Source organism: Bacillus sp. PAMC28571, from assembly GCF_014250435.1.
Classification (GTDB): Bacteria; Bacillota; Bacilli; order Bacillales; family Bacillaceae; genus Bacillus; species Bacillus safensis.
The window spans coordinates 897364-911301 of sequence record NZ_CP060191.1; the positions used below are offsets into that span (position 1 = coordinate 897364).

Genomic DNA, 13938 nt, shown 5'->3' on the forward strand with positions numbered 1-13938 from the left:
AGGCTCTCCGTTTAAAGGGGGGCCTGTTGTTTTTGCGTAAATAATTCACGGTTTTTCTTTAGAAGAGGATACAAAAAACGAGAACGATGAGCCGTTTTTCCTCGTCTAAATGAAGGAACAGACAGATAAAGAGATTGTTCAGCTCTTGTCATGGCCACGTATAATAAACGGCGCTCTTCTTCGAGCGCTTCTTCATGACCGTTTCTGAGTTCATCCAGTGAGAAATCATGAGGCAGTGCTCCGTCGACCACACAAGTGATGTATACTGTCTGGAATTCAAGTCCCTTTGCGCGGTGGATCGTCATGAGCTGAACACCGGGTTCATCTGTTTTTTCCTTTTCGGCAGACTTCATATGTTCGGCATGTGCGAGAAAGGCTTCAATCGTTTCAAAGCGTTTGGCGGCTGTTTTCACATCACGTACATCATCCGCCCCTTTTTCAAGTACATTCGTATCGTTCACCCGTTTTTTTAAGTAATCACCGAGTCCCATCTTTTGTTCAATAAATGTCACCGCGTCTGATGGCTTTAATGTTCGTAATGTTCGGAACAAAGGAACGATTGATTGCAGCTTTTTCTGTTGAAACGGCTGTATATCTGTCAGTTTTCCGAGCGCTTCTACCATTGAGCAATCTTCTGTGATGGTCAGTGCCTTTAGTGTATTCAGGGTTTGCTGCTTTAAAAAGAAAACCGGCAGCAGCTGTTTTATGGCGGCCACATCGTCTGCATCCTGACTTAAGGAAAGAAAGGCGAGAAGAACCCGAACCATTCGTCTGCTGTAGAAGGCTTTGACGCCAGCATCCGTCTCATATGGAATCGCCGATTGATGCAGCCGTTCATAAATCGCACGGCCGCCTGTATTTGTTCGAAACAGCACGCAGAAGTCATTCGGCTTTGCACCATTTTTAATTTTCTCCTGAATATCTGCGACAATCATGGTCGCTTCCTCTTCTTCATCATATGGATAGAAGAGCGTCGGAGGAATTTTCTCCGCGCGCACGGCTTTTAACGTCTTCTCATAACGATGCTGATTTTTCTTAATAATCGCATCAGCACTTGCGACAATTGTATGATGAGAGCGGTAATTCGCATGTAAATGGACGATCTGAGCCGAAGGATAGTCCTGTTTGAATTCAAGAATGAAAGCTGGATTGCTCCCTCTAAAGGCGTAAATGGCTTGATCATCATCCCCTACACAAAATAACTGCTCTGATTCTCCGGCTAAAAGCTGAATTAATTGATATTGCACTGGATTAATATCCTGAAATTCATCCACTAAAATATACTGGAATCGTTCTTGATACCGTTTTAGCAGTTCTGGCTGTTCTGTGAGCATATGTAAGCAGGCAATCGCCATATCATCAAAGTCAAATTGCTGATGATCTCGTTTTTGCTGTTCATATGATTGATAGATCGTCCACATGTGTTTTTCCTTTTCATCCTTCAAATCAGGAAGTTCACCTGGTAAAAAAGCATTTTTCCAATAGCCGATCGATTGCAGTACTTGATCGGTAGGGTAGTCTTTCTCATCAAGTCCTTCATTCATCATAGCTTTTCGAATGTATTGCTCCTTTTGCCAGTCAAACTTGATCAGATGCTGGCCGTTCCATTTGTTTGCGTCATTGTGAAGCAGCATTTTATAAAAAAGACTGTGGAAGGTGCCTGTCACTACTTGGCTGGCTTGTGAAGGATGAAGCTGGTATTGCTTGCGCAGTCTTTCTTTCATCTCATTGCTCGCTTTTGTGGTGAAAGTTACGAGTAAAATATGGTGAGCAGGAATATGATGATGGGACATGAGATAAGCCGCTCTAGCCGTCAGGACTCTTGTTTTCCCGCTGCCGGCACCAGCCAGCACAAGCATCGGACCATCTAAATGTGTGACAGCTTGAAGCTGCGGTGTGCTAAAGGTGATATGCGGGAAGAGGTCGATCGTATGAACTTCTTCATTCTCTTCTAAATGTAAGGCGTCGCTAAATTGAATCGACCTTGGTTCCTGCCAGTCATATGATTCGCTCGTTTGCGAGATGATCTGTTTGCCGGTTGGAAAACGGAAGCCTCCAAGTTCTTTATAGGAAGCCTTTTCCTCTTGTTCAGCCGTTTGATGATGATCTGCTTGTTCTTCAGCTTTTTCACAAATCTCTTGCTGAGATATGTGCTTATGAATAAAGGCAGGTTCATCATGTATATTTAATCTAAAAAAGACCGGTTGTCCGCAATATGGGCAGAATAATTGTCCTTTTTTTCCCTCGTCATGGAGGAATTGATAGTGTTCTCTCGAATACGTATGTAATGAGATCGTTCGATCATGTCGTCGTGCGCATTTCAAAGCTAGTCCTCCAATAGTCAATCAATCTTAAAATGAAACACATCTAATCATATCAAATGAGGCGTGTTTCAAACAGTCATAATTAGGGAATAGTAGAATAGAAGAGAAGCAAAGGAGGCGTTCTTGATGGGATATATAGCCCCGATTCAGCCGGATCTGTATTTTCAATATATCAATCGTCCAGCTCCTCAGGATAAAGAAGACTATGCGAAAGTAACAAAGGTTTCTCGCACCTTTCATGACAAGATATACAGAGAGCTGGAGAAAAAAGAGGATTTAGTGACAGAAGCGGAAATGAAAGTACAGCAAAAAAAGCGGGAACGCTTTGTACGAGATATGTTTATGGAGGAAGGCAAGGGCATTCATATTAATACGTATATATAAATGATTGCGCTTTCCTCCTGTGACGAACGATAATGAAAAAGAAAAAGCCAGGGCATCTTGAATGCTCTGGCTTTTCTTTTGGTCAAACAGACAGCGTTTTTGTCATTTTGACATGTGTGATTCCCGCTTCTTCGAACGGTTCAGAAACCGCTTTGTAGCCTTTCTTTTCGTAGAAAGGAAGAGCTTGGACTTGGGCATGCATAACCGCTTCTTTTGCTCCATTAGCAATCGCTTCTGTTTCTAGCGCCTCTAATAGCTTGTGGCCAAGGCCGAAGGAGCGCGCCTCTTTTAACACACAAATGCGTTCAAGCTTTGCCTTTGATTCCTCAATGATCCGCAGTCTAGCGGCCGCCTGAGGTTTTTTGTCATCATTGTAAATGACAAAATGGGTGGCTTTGTCCTCTAGTTCATCTATTTCGATCTCTACTGGAACTTCTTGTTCTTTTACGAATACTTCTTTTCGAACGTAGTATGCATCTTCTCGTTGTGTTTGTTCTGTTGCGATGACTGTTTTCAAATGTCTTTAACCCTCTTCTCCTAAAATAAATGTTTCATAGACGGTCCAAGATCCGTTCTCTAATTGATATAAAAGGTGGAAGCGATCCACTGTTTCTTCATGGTCAATCTTTCTCAGCTTTAATGTGCCAAGTACGTCTGAATGCTCATCATCTGATAATTTTTGAGCCACTGTCACATGAGGAACAAAGGCATATTCAGGTGTACCAGCAAGTGGATCTGCGTACAATCTTTCATTGAGCGCCATGATGTCCTCGTTCGGTTCTACTTTCATATAAATGACGTTGTTTACAGGAGCGAATGAACTGAATTTTTTAATACGTAACGTAATAGGAGAAGCATTTTTTGCATAATCTCTTAACGTTGAGACGACCTCAGCCGCTTCTAGATCCGTTAATTCAAAAGGTGTTCTTAATGTTAAATGAGGCGGTATGAGTGCATAGTTCGGATCATAACGCTTCCGGTAAGAGTTCGCAATATCTTGCAATTTTTTTGATGGAAATATAACAACTCCGTATTTCATCATGTTCCCTCCTGAATAAGAAAGTATTTATTATTGTTTATTATAACAAAATTCAGTTGATTAACGAATATGGGAGCATTCTTTTTAACGAAGGCGCAATGAGCGGCTGCCAAAACGTCCATTTATGATCCCCTTCGAATGTCTCAAATAAGTAATCCGCACCAGATTTTTCAAGTAGGGCCTTTAAATCATCATTCGGCTGAACAAAATCAAGCACCTGGCCATCTGTTGTTTTCACAGCGGTTTCCTCCAGCCCAATTTGATGGATAATGGCATAATGAGAAAGGGCTGTCGACTGTTTGACGGCTTCTAGAACCGACTCGTCAACGTAAGGGGACTGCAAAATCAGCCCGCCGAATAAAGAAGGGTAATCAATGGCTGTCATGAGGGAAATCGTCGCACCCAGTGAATCACCAATAAACGTACGCCCTGATCCAATTTGATAGGTTGGATAGTGTTCATCAATATAAGGGACCAGTTCATTTGCTAAAAAGCGCTTATACGCTTCAAACTTTGTACCGTCTGGATGATACGTGTTTCGTCTTTCCGTGACATTTTCATAAGGTACACCAATGATAATCGAGCGTTCCATTTCTTTGTTTTGCATCAATTCTTCTGCCTGTCTGCCTATTTTGCCTAGGCGGAAATAATCATGACCATCCTGGGCAATGATGACATGATATGTATAAAGGGGGGAGTAATTGACTGGCAAATAGATCAAAATGGTCATATCCGCCCCAAGTTCTTTTGACTGTATGGTTTCTTCTTGAATGATTCCTGTTTTCTTCACCATAATCCATTCCTCCAGCTAACCAAATTCATCATAAAGTGAAACGTTTCCATTCATTGTAACATGAAAAACAGCGTTGTTCCTATATGCTAACATGCAATCAAATCGTATAACATCGATTCTTTTATAAAATACAGAAAATTTTAATTAATCATGACATTTCCCCTTGAAAAATGAGATTTAATGGGTTACAGTATTAAGAATTAGAACAGACAGACAACACATTCTTATCGTGAGAGGTGGAGGGACTGGCCCTTTGAAACCTCAGCAACCGGTATGCATCACTTCATGTGATGTACCAAGGTGCTAAATCCAGCAAGCAGCTTTTTTGCTTGGAAGATAAGAGGAAGCGATTAAACCCCTTCTTCTTATGAAGAAGGGGTTTTCTGTTTTGAAATCAGATTTTTACTTAGGATGGTGTCAAATGACAGAACATGTGGAAACGAAATTAGTGCAGATTGGAAACCGTAGCGAAGAGGTGACTGGCACTGTCAGTCCTCCCGTTTATCTTTCGACAGCATATAGACATAGAGGTATAGGGGAATCTACAGGATTTGATTACATTCGAACGAAAAACCCAACAAGACAGCTCGTAGAGGATGCAATTGCTTCACTCGAAGAAGGGACGGCCGGTTTTGCCTTCAGTTCGGGAATGGCGGCAATCCAAACGATCATGGCTCTATTTGAAAGCGGAGATGAACTCATCGTCTCATCAGACCTATATGGCGGTACATACCGTTTGTTTGAAAACGAATGGAAAAAGTACGGATTACGTTTTCTTTATGATGATTTTTCAGATGAAGACTGTTTACGCTCTAAAATCACACCAAACACAAAAGCGGTCTTTATTGAAACACCGACAAATCCACTGATGCAGGAAGCAGATATTCAAAAAATAGCGAAGATTGCAAAAGAGCATGGCGCTTTGGTGATTGTCGATAACACCTTTTACACACCAGTCTTGCAAAAGCCGATTACGCTTGGAGCGGACATTGTCATTCATAGCGCAACCAAATATTTAGGCGGACATAATGACGTTCTTGCCGGGCTTGTGGTGACAAAAGGAGAGCAGCTGTCTGAAGACATGTTCCAGCATCAAAACGCAATTGGAGCGGTTCTATCACCATTTGACTCATGGCTTTTAATGAGAGGAATGAAAACACTGGCACTTAGAATGCGCCAGCACGAGGAAAATGCGAAGGAACTGGCACAGTTTTTAGAGAAGCAGCCGGAAATTCAAGATGTCCTTTATCCAGGAAAGGGAGGCATGTTGTCATTCCGAGTAGCCAAAGAGGACTGGGTCAATCCATTTTTGAAGCAGCTGAAAACGATTTGTTTTGCTGAAAGCCTTGGCGGAGTCGAAAGCTTCATTACGTATCCTGCAACACAAACGCACATGGATATTCCAGAAGAGATTCGCATTGCAAACGGTGTATGTAACAAGCTGCTCCGTTTCTCTGTTGGCATCGAGCATGTAGATGACTTGAAAGCAGACTTGAAACAGGCGCTATCACAAGTAAAAGAGGAGGTACACGCCAAATGACCACACACGATTGGACACTCGAAACAAAACTCGTTCATAATGCGTTTAAAACAGACCGTTCAACAGGTGCAGTCAGTGTACCGATTCAGCATGCATCCACCTTTCATCAAAGCAGCTTCGATGAATTTGGCCAATATGACTACTCCAGATCGGGAACTCCGACACGTCAAGCATTAGAGGATACGATTGCAGCGCTGGAAGGAGGAACGAGAGGGCTTGCCTTTGCATCAGGCATGGCAGCCATTTCAACCGCTTTTCTTCTATTATCAAAGGGAGATCACGTCCTTGTCACAAGAGATGTGTATGGCGGGACTTTCCGAATGATCACCCAAGTTCTTTCAAGATTTGGAATTGAGCATACCTTCGTGGACATGACCGATTTGAATGAAGTCAAAAGAGGCATTCAATCAAATACAAAGGTCATTTACATGGAAACACCGTCAAATCCAACACTAGGGATTACAGATATTGAAGGTGTTGTCCAGCTTGCGAAAGAGCATGACTGTCTGACTTTCTTAGATAATACGTTTTTAACACCTGCGCTTCAGCGTCCGCTCGACCTTGGTGTTGACGTTGTTCTGCACAGCGCAACGAAATTTTTAAGCGGCCACAGTGATGTGCTGTCAGGCTTAGCCGTGGTGAAAGATGAGAAGCTCGGAGACGAACTCTATTCGCTGCAAAACTCCTTCGGTGCGGTCCTTGGCGTGCAGGACTGCTGGCTTGTGTTAAGAGGGTTAAAAACCCTTCAGGTGAGATTAGAAAAAGCAAGCCAAACGGCGTTCGAACTCGCTTCATTTCTCAAAGAACATCCTGCGGTGAAAAAAGTCTACTACCCGGGCTTAGACGATCATCCAGGGGCAGATGTTCAGCGAAAGCAAGCGAGCGGAGCAGGAGCGGTTCTCTCATTTGAACTAGAAAACCAAGCGGCAGTCAAAGAATTGGTGGATGCTGTCACATTACCTGTATTCGCTGTCAGCCTCGGTGCCGTTGAATCCATTCTGTCGTATCCAGCCAAAATGTCACATGCGGCTATGCCAAAAGAAGAAAGAGAAAAAAGAGGGATTACAGATGGGCTGCTTCGTCTAAGTGTCGGAGTTGAAAACGGAGAAGACCTCAAACGCGACTTCAAACAAGCACTTGATCAACTAAAGCCCGTCCTTGTGAACCAATCATAAAGAAGGAGAGAAAAAAGCCGGCACAGCCGCCGGCTTTTTGACCTTTTTTGAACAAAACCATTGACGGCTTAATATGATGGTTATATAATAGAGACTGTCAGTAACAGAAAGCCCAGAACTGATACATAACCCGATTCCGTAGCTCAGCTGGGAGAGCGCTACCTTGACAGGGTAGAGGTCGCTGGTTCGAGCCCAGTCGGAATCATCTACGGCGGTTAGAGGCGTTATATCAACGTTTCTATCCGTTTTTTATTGCGTTGACTTAGCCGGTGACTTAGGCGTTTTGAGACGCAGGGTAGCGGTCGTATAGTCGGCAAGGTAGCGGTTTTCATCTCGATGACTTAATCGATTTGGAGGCGATACTATGTCCGCAAATAGATCGGGCAAGCGCGTTAAAAAAGAACGGACGTTACGTAAAACGTCGAGCAATCTCGATGTATTATTTATTCAATTTCGCGCGATAAAGAAATCGGAGGGGCGGGCTGAGGGTACGATAGAGCAATACGAAAATAACTACGGATTCTTCATCGAATACCTCGATCGTCACAAAATAGCGCGGTCAATCAATGAAATAAACAGGGATGTAATTCGTAGATATATCGTTTACATGAAGGATGAATGGGTGAAATTCGAGGACCACGCATTTAAGAAAGAGCGACATATGACAAAAGGGTTGGCGCCGTCTACTATTAATACCCGACTTAAAACCTTGCGAGTGTTCTTTAAAACGCTCCACGACGAAGGGTTAATTGAGGCGAATCCTATGTACGGTATAAAGAACGTTAATGAGCCGGAAGAAGAGATCATTATATTAGATGAGGAAGAACTCCGGATATTATTTGCGGCTCCAAACCAACGTGATTACGCTGATTTTAGGGACTACGTGCTGATGAACGTATTATTGGACGGAATGATGCGTATTTCTGAAGCGTTAGGTTTGCGTACAGAAAACTTCGATTTTAAAGGGTGTTCGTTGTATATACCGGCTCCTATCGCTAAAAATAGGAAAGCGCGCACAGTTCCCATCGAGTTTGGTACAGCGAAACTTTTAAACGAGTTAATTACCGAGAATAAAGCAGATTTTGATTCTGACTATTTATTTCTCGCAAACTACGGAGAACCATTAACGCGTGATCATTTTAGAAAAAGGTTAGTAGAATACGCAAAGGAAGTCGGTATAAAGAAACGTGTACATCCGCACCTTTTCCGTCACACAGCCGCAACAATGTACTTAGAGGCCGGAGGAGATATAAGACACCTTCAGATGTTACTAGGACATAGCGATTTGCGTATGGTTATGAGATATACACATCTATCGGGGAGATCATTAACGGAACAGCACGATAAATATTCCGCAATCAATGCCGTAAGAAAAAAACTGAATAAACAACGAAAACTTAAAAGAAGATGACTCGGCCATTAGGTCGGGTTATTTTTTTTGTTTCAAATGTCCCGATTTTGATCGATCACATGCGACTGTACTTATGAAAGCGAAAATGATTCGTAAATTAGACGCAACATTATCCAATAACAACGTAAAAATCGGAGGTGATCGAATGTTACCTAAAATGAGAATAACCGGTGCGGCAGCGGAAATGTTTGTGGCTGGCGACCTAATAACGCAAGGGATGATTCCGGCGTTCCCGTCGATTGAAAATACAGCTTACGACCTTCTCGCAGAAAAAGACGGAGTAGCCTATCGCGTTCAGATTAAAAGTTCTTCGGGCGACGGCGAGAAGGTAAAGTTCGAGCTAACTAGACCGAGCGCTTCAAATCGATATTATGATAAGTCCGACTTCGACATACTCGCACTTTACGACTTTAATAGTAAGCAGATCGCATATCTATCGTGGGTTACGTTGCCTCATAAAAGGAGCATTACGCTTAGATACGTAGATACGGTCACGAAGAATGCTTTCGTTGCGGGAAACGGTCGGCTGTTCTTTAACGACTTCCCAACGTTTCCTAACGAAGTAAAGACGGGCGAGGTGGTAGCGTGACAAACGAACACCAACGGCTCGTCTCCGTAGAAACTCAGTCGGAATATAACTTAACGTCCGGAAAGTCTGAAACGCGTATCTTCGTTAAGATGTACGTCGATGCCGTCAAGAAAGGCTTGATCGCGGATATCGGACCGGAACGTTGGCAGACGCTTTGCGTACTATCATCGTTTATGAACGCAAACGGCGAATGCTACCCGACGCAGGATCAAATCGGGGAAGCGCTAAATTTAAGCCGAGTTGCGGCAAATAAGCGGATACAATCGCTATGTGAATACCGATGGCAGGGGCGCCCTCTTGTCGTTAAGAAACAAGGTCGCGAAGGAAAGACTCAGCGGTGGGAGAACGCTCGCTATACGATACTTCCGATTAGTCAGCTCGCAATATTTGACGGAGATACGGAAGAGTTATAAACGCCGTGTATCGTCTACCCATATACGGCTGACCCGTACACGGCTCGGCTTTACACTAACTAGAACCATCTTTTAACTAGAGCCATTAATAACTAGATAAATAATAGCGCTCAATTAAAATCTTTCGCGCAAATAATTACTTTAAAAGATATATCTATCGCGATAAAAGGATATTTGCAAAGAGTGAGCGTAAGCGAACGAATTGCTACGTTTTTAAATAAAACGAAAGTAGGTGCGTTATGTTTACGAAATATGAACTCGCTATGATCTACGAAGCTTTGCTCGAATTAAAACCCGACGCACAGGATCTTATCGGTAAGATATGCCGACTTATACTGATTAACTAACGAAAAGGAGTGATCGTATGAAATACGTAGTATTAAAGCAATCCGAAATAGACCTATACGCAACAGACGAACAAAAGCGTCATTTATACGACCTACAAGTCGAGATTATGCTTAACAGGACGATTCAAGGGAAACGGCCGGTAAATGATTACGTAGTTATTAATCGCGATGAGCCATATTTTCCGGACGTAATGCAAATAGTCGAAGCTAACGAAAAGGAGTCCGATAATCATGTCGATTAATATTCCGATCTCACCCGACTACCTACTTACATCCGACGCCCACAACATCATCGTAAATGAACGCTATTTCACCGATCCGACTAAAGCGCCAGGCTGGGCGAAGAAATTGGCGGAGAACCCTGACGCCGACCCGACACCTGTCGAGCGCTGGCGAGAAGTTTCGTATCACCCTACGATTGATCGCGCCATCTGGGACGTCATGAACCGGCAGATCAAAACATCGGATGCGACGTCTTTGGCGGAGATTGCGCAAATGGTACAGGAATTTCGCACGGAATTAGCGGCGGCACTGACGATCGAGGGCGCTAATACTGCCGACAAATAAAACGGCTGGGAGGCGGTTAAATCGTGACTAAAACGAAGGATCACGAAATCGCAGAATTACGTCAGGCAATGGCGGCACTTATTGCGGAGAATGAACGGATGGTGCGCGCCTTAAGAGTAATCGAAGAAAAGTCGGATTCACCCGTACGAAAAAACGTTGATGACGTTCCGATAACGGTTCTATACGAAATTAAGGGTATCCAAACTTCTCAGGGAAAACGCTGTAAATAATTAACAAGTGAGATTAGTAGTTTCGTCAACTTTCATAGGGAATCTTCGGCAAGAGATTCTGTATGACACTGTATGAATATTCATGGTAGGCAGATGAATGTTTATACGAAAAATAATGTAAATATTCGGAGGTATTAGATGGGAAAGGATTTATTAGGGAGTCTGGAGTTAGGCCGCATTTACCAAATGGACTGTTTAGATGGTATGAAGTTGCTACCTGACAACAGTGTAAATATGATTCTATGTGACTTACCATATGGAACAACTAAAAATGAATGGGACTCTATTATTCCTTTAGACCTACTATGGGAGCAGTACAAAAGGATTATAAAAGGGAATGGAGCTATCATTCTTTTTGGAAGCCAACCTTTCACTACAGATTTAATAAATAGTAATCGAAATAATTTTAGGTATGAAATTGTGTGGGAGAAATCAATCGGATATAATCCTTTACTCTGTAAGAAACAACCTCTTAAAACGCACGAAAACATTCTTGTATTTTATAAAGATTTAAGTGAAGTGAAACATTCCGTTATTAATTATAAAGAATTAAGGGATTATTTCAAAGAACTCCACAACCAAATAGGGCACACCAAGAAGACTATTATTGAGCGAGTAGGACAGTCCGCAGACCACTGTTTTAGATATAACAGCTCTCAATGGAGTTTACCGACCAAAGAAACTTATGAAAAGATACAGTCTGAATTTGGTCTTGCAATGATTTCATACGAAGAATTAAAACGCCAGTACGATTATGAAACAGAAGAATTAAATAAGTTCACATATAATCCTCAAATGTCAAAAGGAAAATTACGAGACAAGAAACCTGGTATGCGTGGTAATAAAGAAGATGATAACTGGGGCGGTGCTTTAAAAGAAATTAATGGCATAGAAAATATTAACGATGAGTATTACCCAAGAAGCGTAGTGTATTTTTCTAACGCTAATCAGCGTGGCAGAGCAATATGGGGTGACTGATACAACGGTTAAGAAAGCATTCTGGCAACATGTAGAAGGGCTTTATAGTGACAGAGTGTTAATCGCACCGAGGGTTTTAGGAATAGACGAGGTTTACTTGCATGCAAAGGAGGCGCTAAAATGAAGCCGGAAATCACGAAAGAGCAGGCGGAAATTTTGCGGGATTATTACGAGCTTATTTGGGAGTCCATAGAAAGATCGGAGACGGATAGTCTAGGGAGAAGTTCTCTTGAGGGAGTCGTTTGGGGAATTCATTCGACCCTTAACCATCTCGGCGTCAAAATCGAAGGGGTGAATGCGTAATGACTAAAGACGAACTTGAAGCGATCCGTCAGCGTGCCGAAGCGGCTACGGAAGGAGAATGGTGCGAGGGGTATAATCACTACGTTCTAGTCGACAATTTCAAGGGGAGTTATCAAACATTCGGCGTTGCAAGATGCGCGCGAAAAGAAGATACGGAGTTCATCGCGCACGCTCGTCAAGATATCCCGGCTTTGCTCGGTCGCATTGCGGCGTTGCTAGAAAAAATTTCCCTCTACGAAGCCTATGCACAAGATTACGATTATTACGCAATTCTTAACGAGATGGAGGGCGAAAATGTCGACGACAAATAAACCCATCGAAAAATGGACGGCACGCGACTTCATCGTCTATCTGCACGAACGCCATCTCGAAGTCTACGGCATCAAATACGTCGCCAATAATCGCGGCATGGAAGCGCGGAACCTAAAGACGATGATCATTGAGCATGGGGCGGCTATCGTACGGAACTTTATCGACGCATGCTTTGCGGCTAAGAAGCCGACGGCTCAGTGGCCCGGCTGCAACTTCGGCTTTATGTTTTCGTATATGCGAGACCGACACCTGCCGCCGTTACTCGTAAAGCAAAAGACGGCTAAGCAGTCGGAAGAAGACGATAAAAGGGCGGCTGCACAGTCGCAAATAAACTACGGGGAGTTGTTTTAGTATGACGTGCAGACTTTGCGAAGAACGCGGAAAGACGTGGATGGGCGATGATCCGGTATGTGCGTTTAAAAACGGGACTTTCTCGGAGGACAATTGGGCGTGCGCGACTATGAGTAAATTACGGGAGATAGCGCATGAGCATAGCGTCGTTACTCGTTGTGATATGTCGGCAGGAACATTCGGATATGTTCGAGTTGATAACGATTATGCTCCGGAAACTTACGAAGGTACAGGCGGCTATATTGCGATGGCTTGGTATAAGCACCGTGGACGCGTCGGAAATGCCGTTTTCATGACCGACGAAGCAACGATGCCCCTTACGATTGAACACGCAGAAATCGCGATTAAAACATACGAAAAGGAGCTGGAACATTATGACGAAATATAAGACGGAGAAACGTAATGCAGAAGTAGGCGAGCGTATTTTGATTACAGAAGACGGATTCTCATTGGGATACTATAAGAACGGCGATGTGTTTACCGTAAGTAGTACAGCTAATAAAGGCGTCACAGGCGAAGATGATTGTTTTATTTTGCATCGCGAATACGAAGTCATCGTCGGAGAACATACGCCAGCCCCGAACCTAGACGAAATGGACTACGACGAATTAGTTGCGCTAGTCGAGGACGCAATGAAGGCGCTGAGAACACGTTCATATAAACTAGGCTACGATCAAGGACGTTTTGATGCGGAAATCGAGGCGCCGAAGTCCGATCAGCAGAAACGGGATGAGATCGTTGAGAAGGCGAGGGAAGACGTAGAACATTTGGTCAGACGATACTTCACAGCTAGAACCGAGTTTATCGTCAATACAGACAAAAGAACCGTTGTTGCTTTACGAAAGTCGTATGGATTCGATCGCGTCCTTTATAAAGGAATCGCCAAATGCGCCCCGAACGACTGCTTCAACGCACACATTGGAAAGGCTATTGCGGTAAGACGTGCGTTAGGACTAGAAGTGCCTGCGGAGTACCTTAACGTGCCGCAGCCGACAGAAGTACGTGCGGGTGACGTTGTAAGAGGGCGAACGGCATATAGTATGCAAACGTACGAAGATGCGGTTAGAAAAATTGCAGGCGGTAAATACGAGTACGCTTCGGGAGGTTACGATTACGTAGATAAAGTTAACCTTGTAGTTATCGACGATTCAAGGACGGAGGTAAACGGATGATTGACGCGGA

At 43.4% G+C, this 13938-nt stretch carries 18 protein-coding genes, 1 tRNA gene and 1 riboswitch; of the genes, 15 read left to right on the plus strand and 4 right to left on the minus strand.

Annotation, left to right across the window (positions count from 1 at the left end):
• Positions 1–11 precede the first annotated feature (11 nt).
• On the minus strand, positions 12–2324 hold the full coding sequence (locus tag H7F25_RS04180) for a UvrD-helicase domain-containing protein (protein ID WP_044334810.1): 2313 nt from the start codon (positions 2322–2324) through the stop codon (positions 12–14).
• Positions 2325–2450: 126 nt separating this feature from the next.
• Here H7F25_RS04180 and H7F25_RS04185 point away from each other — a divergent pair, with 126 nt between their 5' ends.
• Positions 2451–2708, plus strand: coding sequence for a hypothetical protein (locus tag H7F25_RS04185; RefSeq protein ID WP_103132083.1), 258 nt, complete (start codon positions 2451–2453; stop codon positions 2706–2708).
• A gap of 82 nt (positions 2709–2790) precedes the next feature.
• On the opposite strand, the gene H7F25_RS04190 is transcribed toward H7F25_RS04185, so the two are convergent.
• Genes H7F25_RS04190 through H7F25_RS04200 form a run of 3 tightly spaced genes read right to left on the minus strand, consistent with a single transcriptional unit; the run spans position 2791 to position 4540 of the window.
• Positions 2791–3225: a GNAT family N-acetyltransferase gene (locus H7F25_RS04190; RefSeq protein WP_103132082.1), complete on the minus strand. Its 435-nt coding sequence runs from the start codon at positions 3223–3225 to the stop codon at positions 2791–2793.
• A gap of 6 nt (positions 3226–3231) precedes the next feature.
• A complete protein-coding gene (locus H7F25_RS04195; protein ID WP_024426454.1) occupies positions 3232–3747 on the minus strand; it encodes a YjcG family protein in 516 nt (171 codons plus the stop codon).
• A 52-nt stretch (positions 3748–3799) separates the two neighbouring features.
• Positions 3800–4540, minus strand: a complete 741-nt coding sequence (locus H7F25_RS04200) for an esterase family protein (protein WP_151862969.1) — start codon at positions 4538–4540, stop codon at positions 3800–3802.
• 221 nt (positions 4541–4761) lie between these two features.
• Positions 4762–4883, plus strand: a riboswitch (SAM riboswitch).
• A gap of 78 nt (positions 4884–4961) precedes the next feature.
• On the opposite strand from H7F25_RS04200, the gene H7F25_RS04205 reads away from it, so the two are divergent.
• The 14 genes from H7F25_RS04205 to H7F25_RS04270 all read left to right on the plus strand — a co-directional run bounded on the left by H7F25_RS04205 (position 4962) and on the right by H7F25_RS04270 (position 13928).
• On the plus strand, positions 4962–6080 hold the full coding sequence (locus H7F25_RS04205; RefSeq protein WP_151862970.1) for a methionine biosynthesis PLP-dependent protein: 1119 nt from the start codon (positions 4962–4964) through the stop codon (positions 6078–6080).
• Positions 6077–7255: a cystathionine beta-lyase gene (gene metC / locus H7F25_RS04210; protein ID WP_185854248.1), complete on the plus strand. Its 1179-nt coding sequence runs from the start codon at positions 6077–6079 to the stop codon at positions 7253–7255. The genes H7F25_RS04205 and metC overlap by 4 nt, the downstream gene beginning before the upstream one ends.
• Before the next feature lie 132 nt (positions 7256–7387).
• Positions 7388–7460: transfer RNA gene (locus H7F25_RS04215), tRNA-Val, on the plus strand.
• Positions 7461–7619: 159 nt separating this feature from the next.
• Positions 7620–8666, plus strand: a complete 1047-nt coding sequence (locus H7F25_RS04220; RefSeq protein ID WP_185854249.1) for a tyrosine-type recombinase/integrase — start codon at positions 7620–7622, stop codon at positions 8664–8666.
• Between the two features lie 145 nt (positions 8667–8811).
• The gene (locus H7F25_RS04225; protein WP_185854250.1) at positions 8812–9255 is read left to right on the plus strand and encodes a group I intron-associated PD-(D/E)XK endonuclease; all 444 of its coding nucleotides are present in this window, start codon (positions 8812–8814) and stop codon (positions 9253–9255) included.
• A gap of 173 nt (positions 9256–9428) precedes the next feature.
• The gene (locus tag H7F25_RS19500; protein WP_395960755.1) at positions 9429–9668 is read left to right on the plus strand and encodes a hypothetical protein; all 240 of its coding nucleotides are present in this window, start codon (positions 9429–9431) and stop codon (positions 9666–9668) included.
• 578 nt (positions 9669–10246) lie between these two features.
• Positions 10247–10582, plus strand: coding sequence for a hypothetical protein (locus tag H7F25_RS04235; protein ID WP_185854251.1), 336 nt, complete (start codon positions 10247–10249; stop codon positions 10580–10582).
• Between the two features lie 23 nt (positions 10583–10605).
• Positions 10606–10812 (plus strand): hypothetical protein, encoded by a 207-nt coding sequence (locus H7F25_RS04240; protein ID WP_185854252.1) that lies wholly within the window; start codon positions 10606–10608, stop codon positions 10810–10812.
• 138 nt (positions 10813–10950) lie between these two features.
• Positions 10951–11790, plus strand: coding sequence for a site-specific DNA-methyltransferase (locus H7F25_RS04245; protein ID WP_185854253.1), 840 nt, complete (start codon positions 10951–10953; stop codon positions 11788–11790).
• A 120-nt stretch (positions 11791–11910) separates the two neighbouring features.
• Positions 11911–12093 (plus strand): hypothetical protein, encoded by a 183-nt coding sequence (locus H7F25_RS04250; RefSeq protein WP_185854254.1) that lies wholly within the window; start codon positions 11911–11913, stop codon positions 12091–12093.
• Positions 12093–12404, plus strand: a complete 312-nt coding sequence (locus tag H7F25_RS04255; RefSeq protein WP_185854255.1) for a hypothetical protein — start codon at positions 12093–12095, stop codon at positions 12402–12404. Before H7F25_RS04250 ends, H7F25_RS04255 begins: the two co-directional genes overlap by 1 nt.
• Positions 12388–12756 (plus strand): hypothetical protein, encoded by a 369-nt coding sequence (locus tag H7F25_RS04260; RefSeq protein ID WP_185854256.1) that lies wholly within the window; start codon positions 12388–12390, stop codon positions 12754–12756. The genes H7F25_RS04255 and H7F25_RS04260 overlap by 17 nt, the downstream gene beginning before the upstream one ends.
• A 109-nt stretch (positions 12757–12865) precedes the next feature.
• A complete protein-coding gene (locus H7F25_RS04265; RefSeq protein WP_260627230.1) occupies positions 12866–13144 on the plus strand; it encodes a hypothetical protein in 279 nt (92 codons plus the stop codon).
• Positions 13131–13928 carry a hypothetical protein gene (locus H7F25_RS04270; RefSeq protein ID WP_185854257.1) on the plus strand — a complete coding sequence of 266 codons (798 nt, stop codon included), beginning with the start codon at positions 13131–13133 and terminating at the stop codon, positions 13926–13928. Before H7F25_RS04265 ends, H7F25_RS04270 begins: the two co-directional genes overlap by 14 nt.
• Positions 13929–13938 lie beyond the last annotated feature (10 nt).

Bases quoted from the DNA above. Each gene is read 5' to 3' on its own strand.
- H7F25_RS04260 (WP_185854256.1), top strand. From the start codon at position 12,388: ATGTCGACGACAAATAAACCCATCGAAAAATGGACGGCACGCGACTTC.
- H7F25_RS04250 (WP_185854254.1), top strand. From the start codon at position 11,911: ATGAAGCCGGAAATCACGAAAGAGCAGGCGGAAATTTTGCGGGATTAT.
- H7F25_RS04265 (WP_260627230.1), top strand. From the start codon at position 12,866: ATGAGTAAATTACGGGAGATAGCGCATGAGCATAGCGTCGTTACTCGT.
- H7F25_RS19500 (WP_395960755.1), top strand. From the start codon at position 9,429: ATGAACGCAAACGGCGAATGCTACCCGACGCAGGATCAAATCGGGGAA.
- H7F25_RS04220 (WP_185854249.1), top strand. From the start codon at position 7,620: ATGTCCGCAAATAGATCGGGCAAGCGCGTTAAAAAAGAACGGACGTTA.
- H7F25_RS04195 (WP_024426454.1), bottom strand. From the start codon at position 3,747: ATGAAATACGGAGTTGTTATATTTCCATCAAAAAAATTGCAAGATATT.
- H7F25_RS04245 (WP_185854253.1), top strand. From the start codon at position 10,951: ATGGGAAAGGATTTATTAGGGAGTCTGGAGTTAGGCCGCATTTACCAA.
- H7F25_RS04270 (WP_185854257.1), top strand. From the start codon at position 13,131: ATGACGAAATATAAGACGGAGAAACGTAATGCAGAAGTAGGCGAGCGT.
- H7F25_RS04235 (WP_185854251.1), top strand. From the start codon at position 10,247: ATGTCGATTAATATTCCGATCTCACCCGACTACCTACTTACATCCGAC.
- metC (WP_185854248.1), top strand. From the start codon at position 6,077: ATGACCACACACGATTGGACACTCGAAACAAAACTCGTTCATAATGCG.
- H7F25_RS04200 (WP_151862969.1), bottom strand. From the start codon at position 4,540: ATGGTGAAGAAAACAGGAATCATTCAAGAAGAAACCATACAGTCAAAA.
- H7F25_RS04205 (WP_151862970.1), top strand. From the start codon at position 4,962: ATGACAGAACATGTGGAAACGAAATTAGTGCAGATTGGAAACCGTAGC.
- H7F25_RS04225 (WP_185854250.1), top strand. From the start codon at position 8,812: ATGTTACCTAAAATGAGAATAACCGGTGCGGCAGCGGAAATGTTTGTG.
- H7F25_RS04185 (WP_103132083.1), top strand. From the start codon at position 2,451: ATGGGATATATAGCCCCGATTCAGCCGGATCTGTATTTTCAATATATC.
- H7F25_RS04255 (WP_185854255.1), top strand. From the start codon at position 12,093: ATGACTAAAGACGAACTTGAAGCGATCCGTCAGCGTGCCGAAGCGGCT.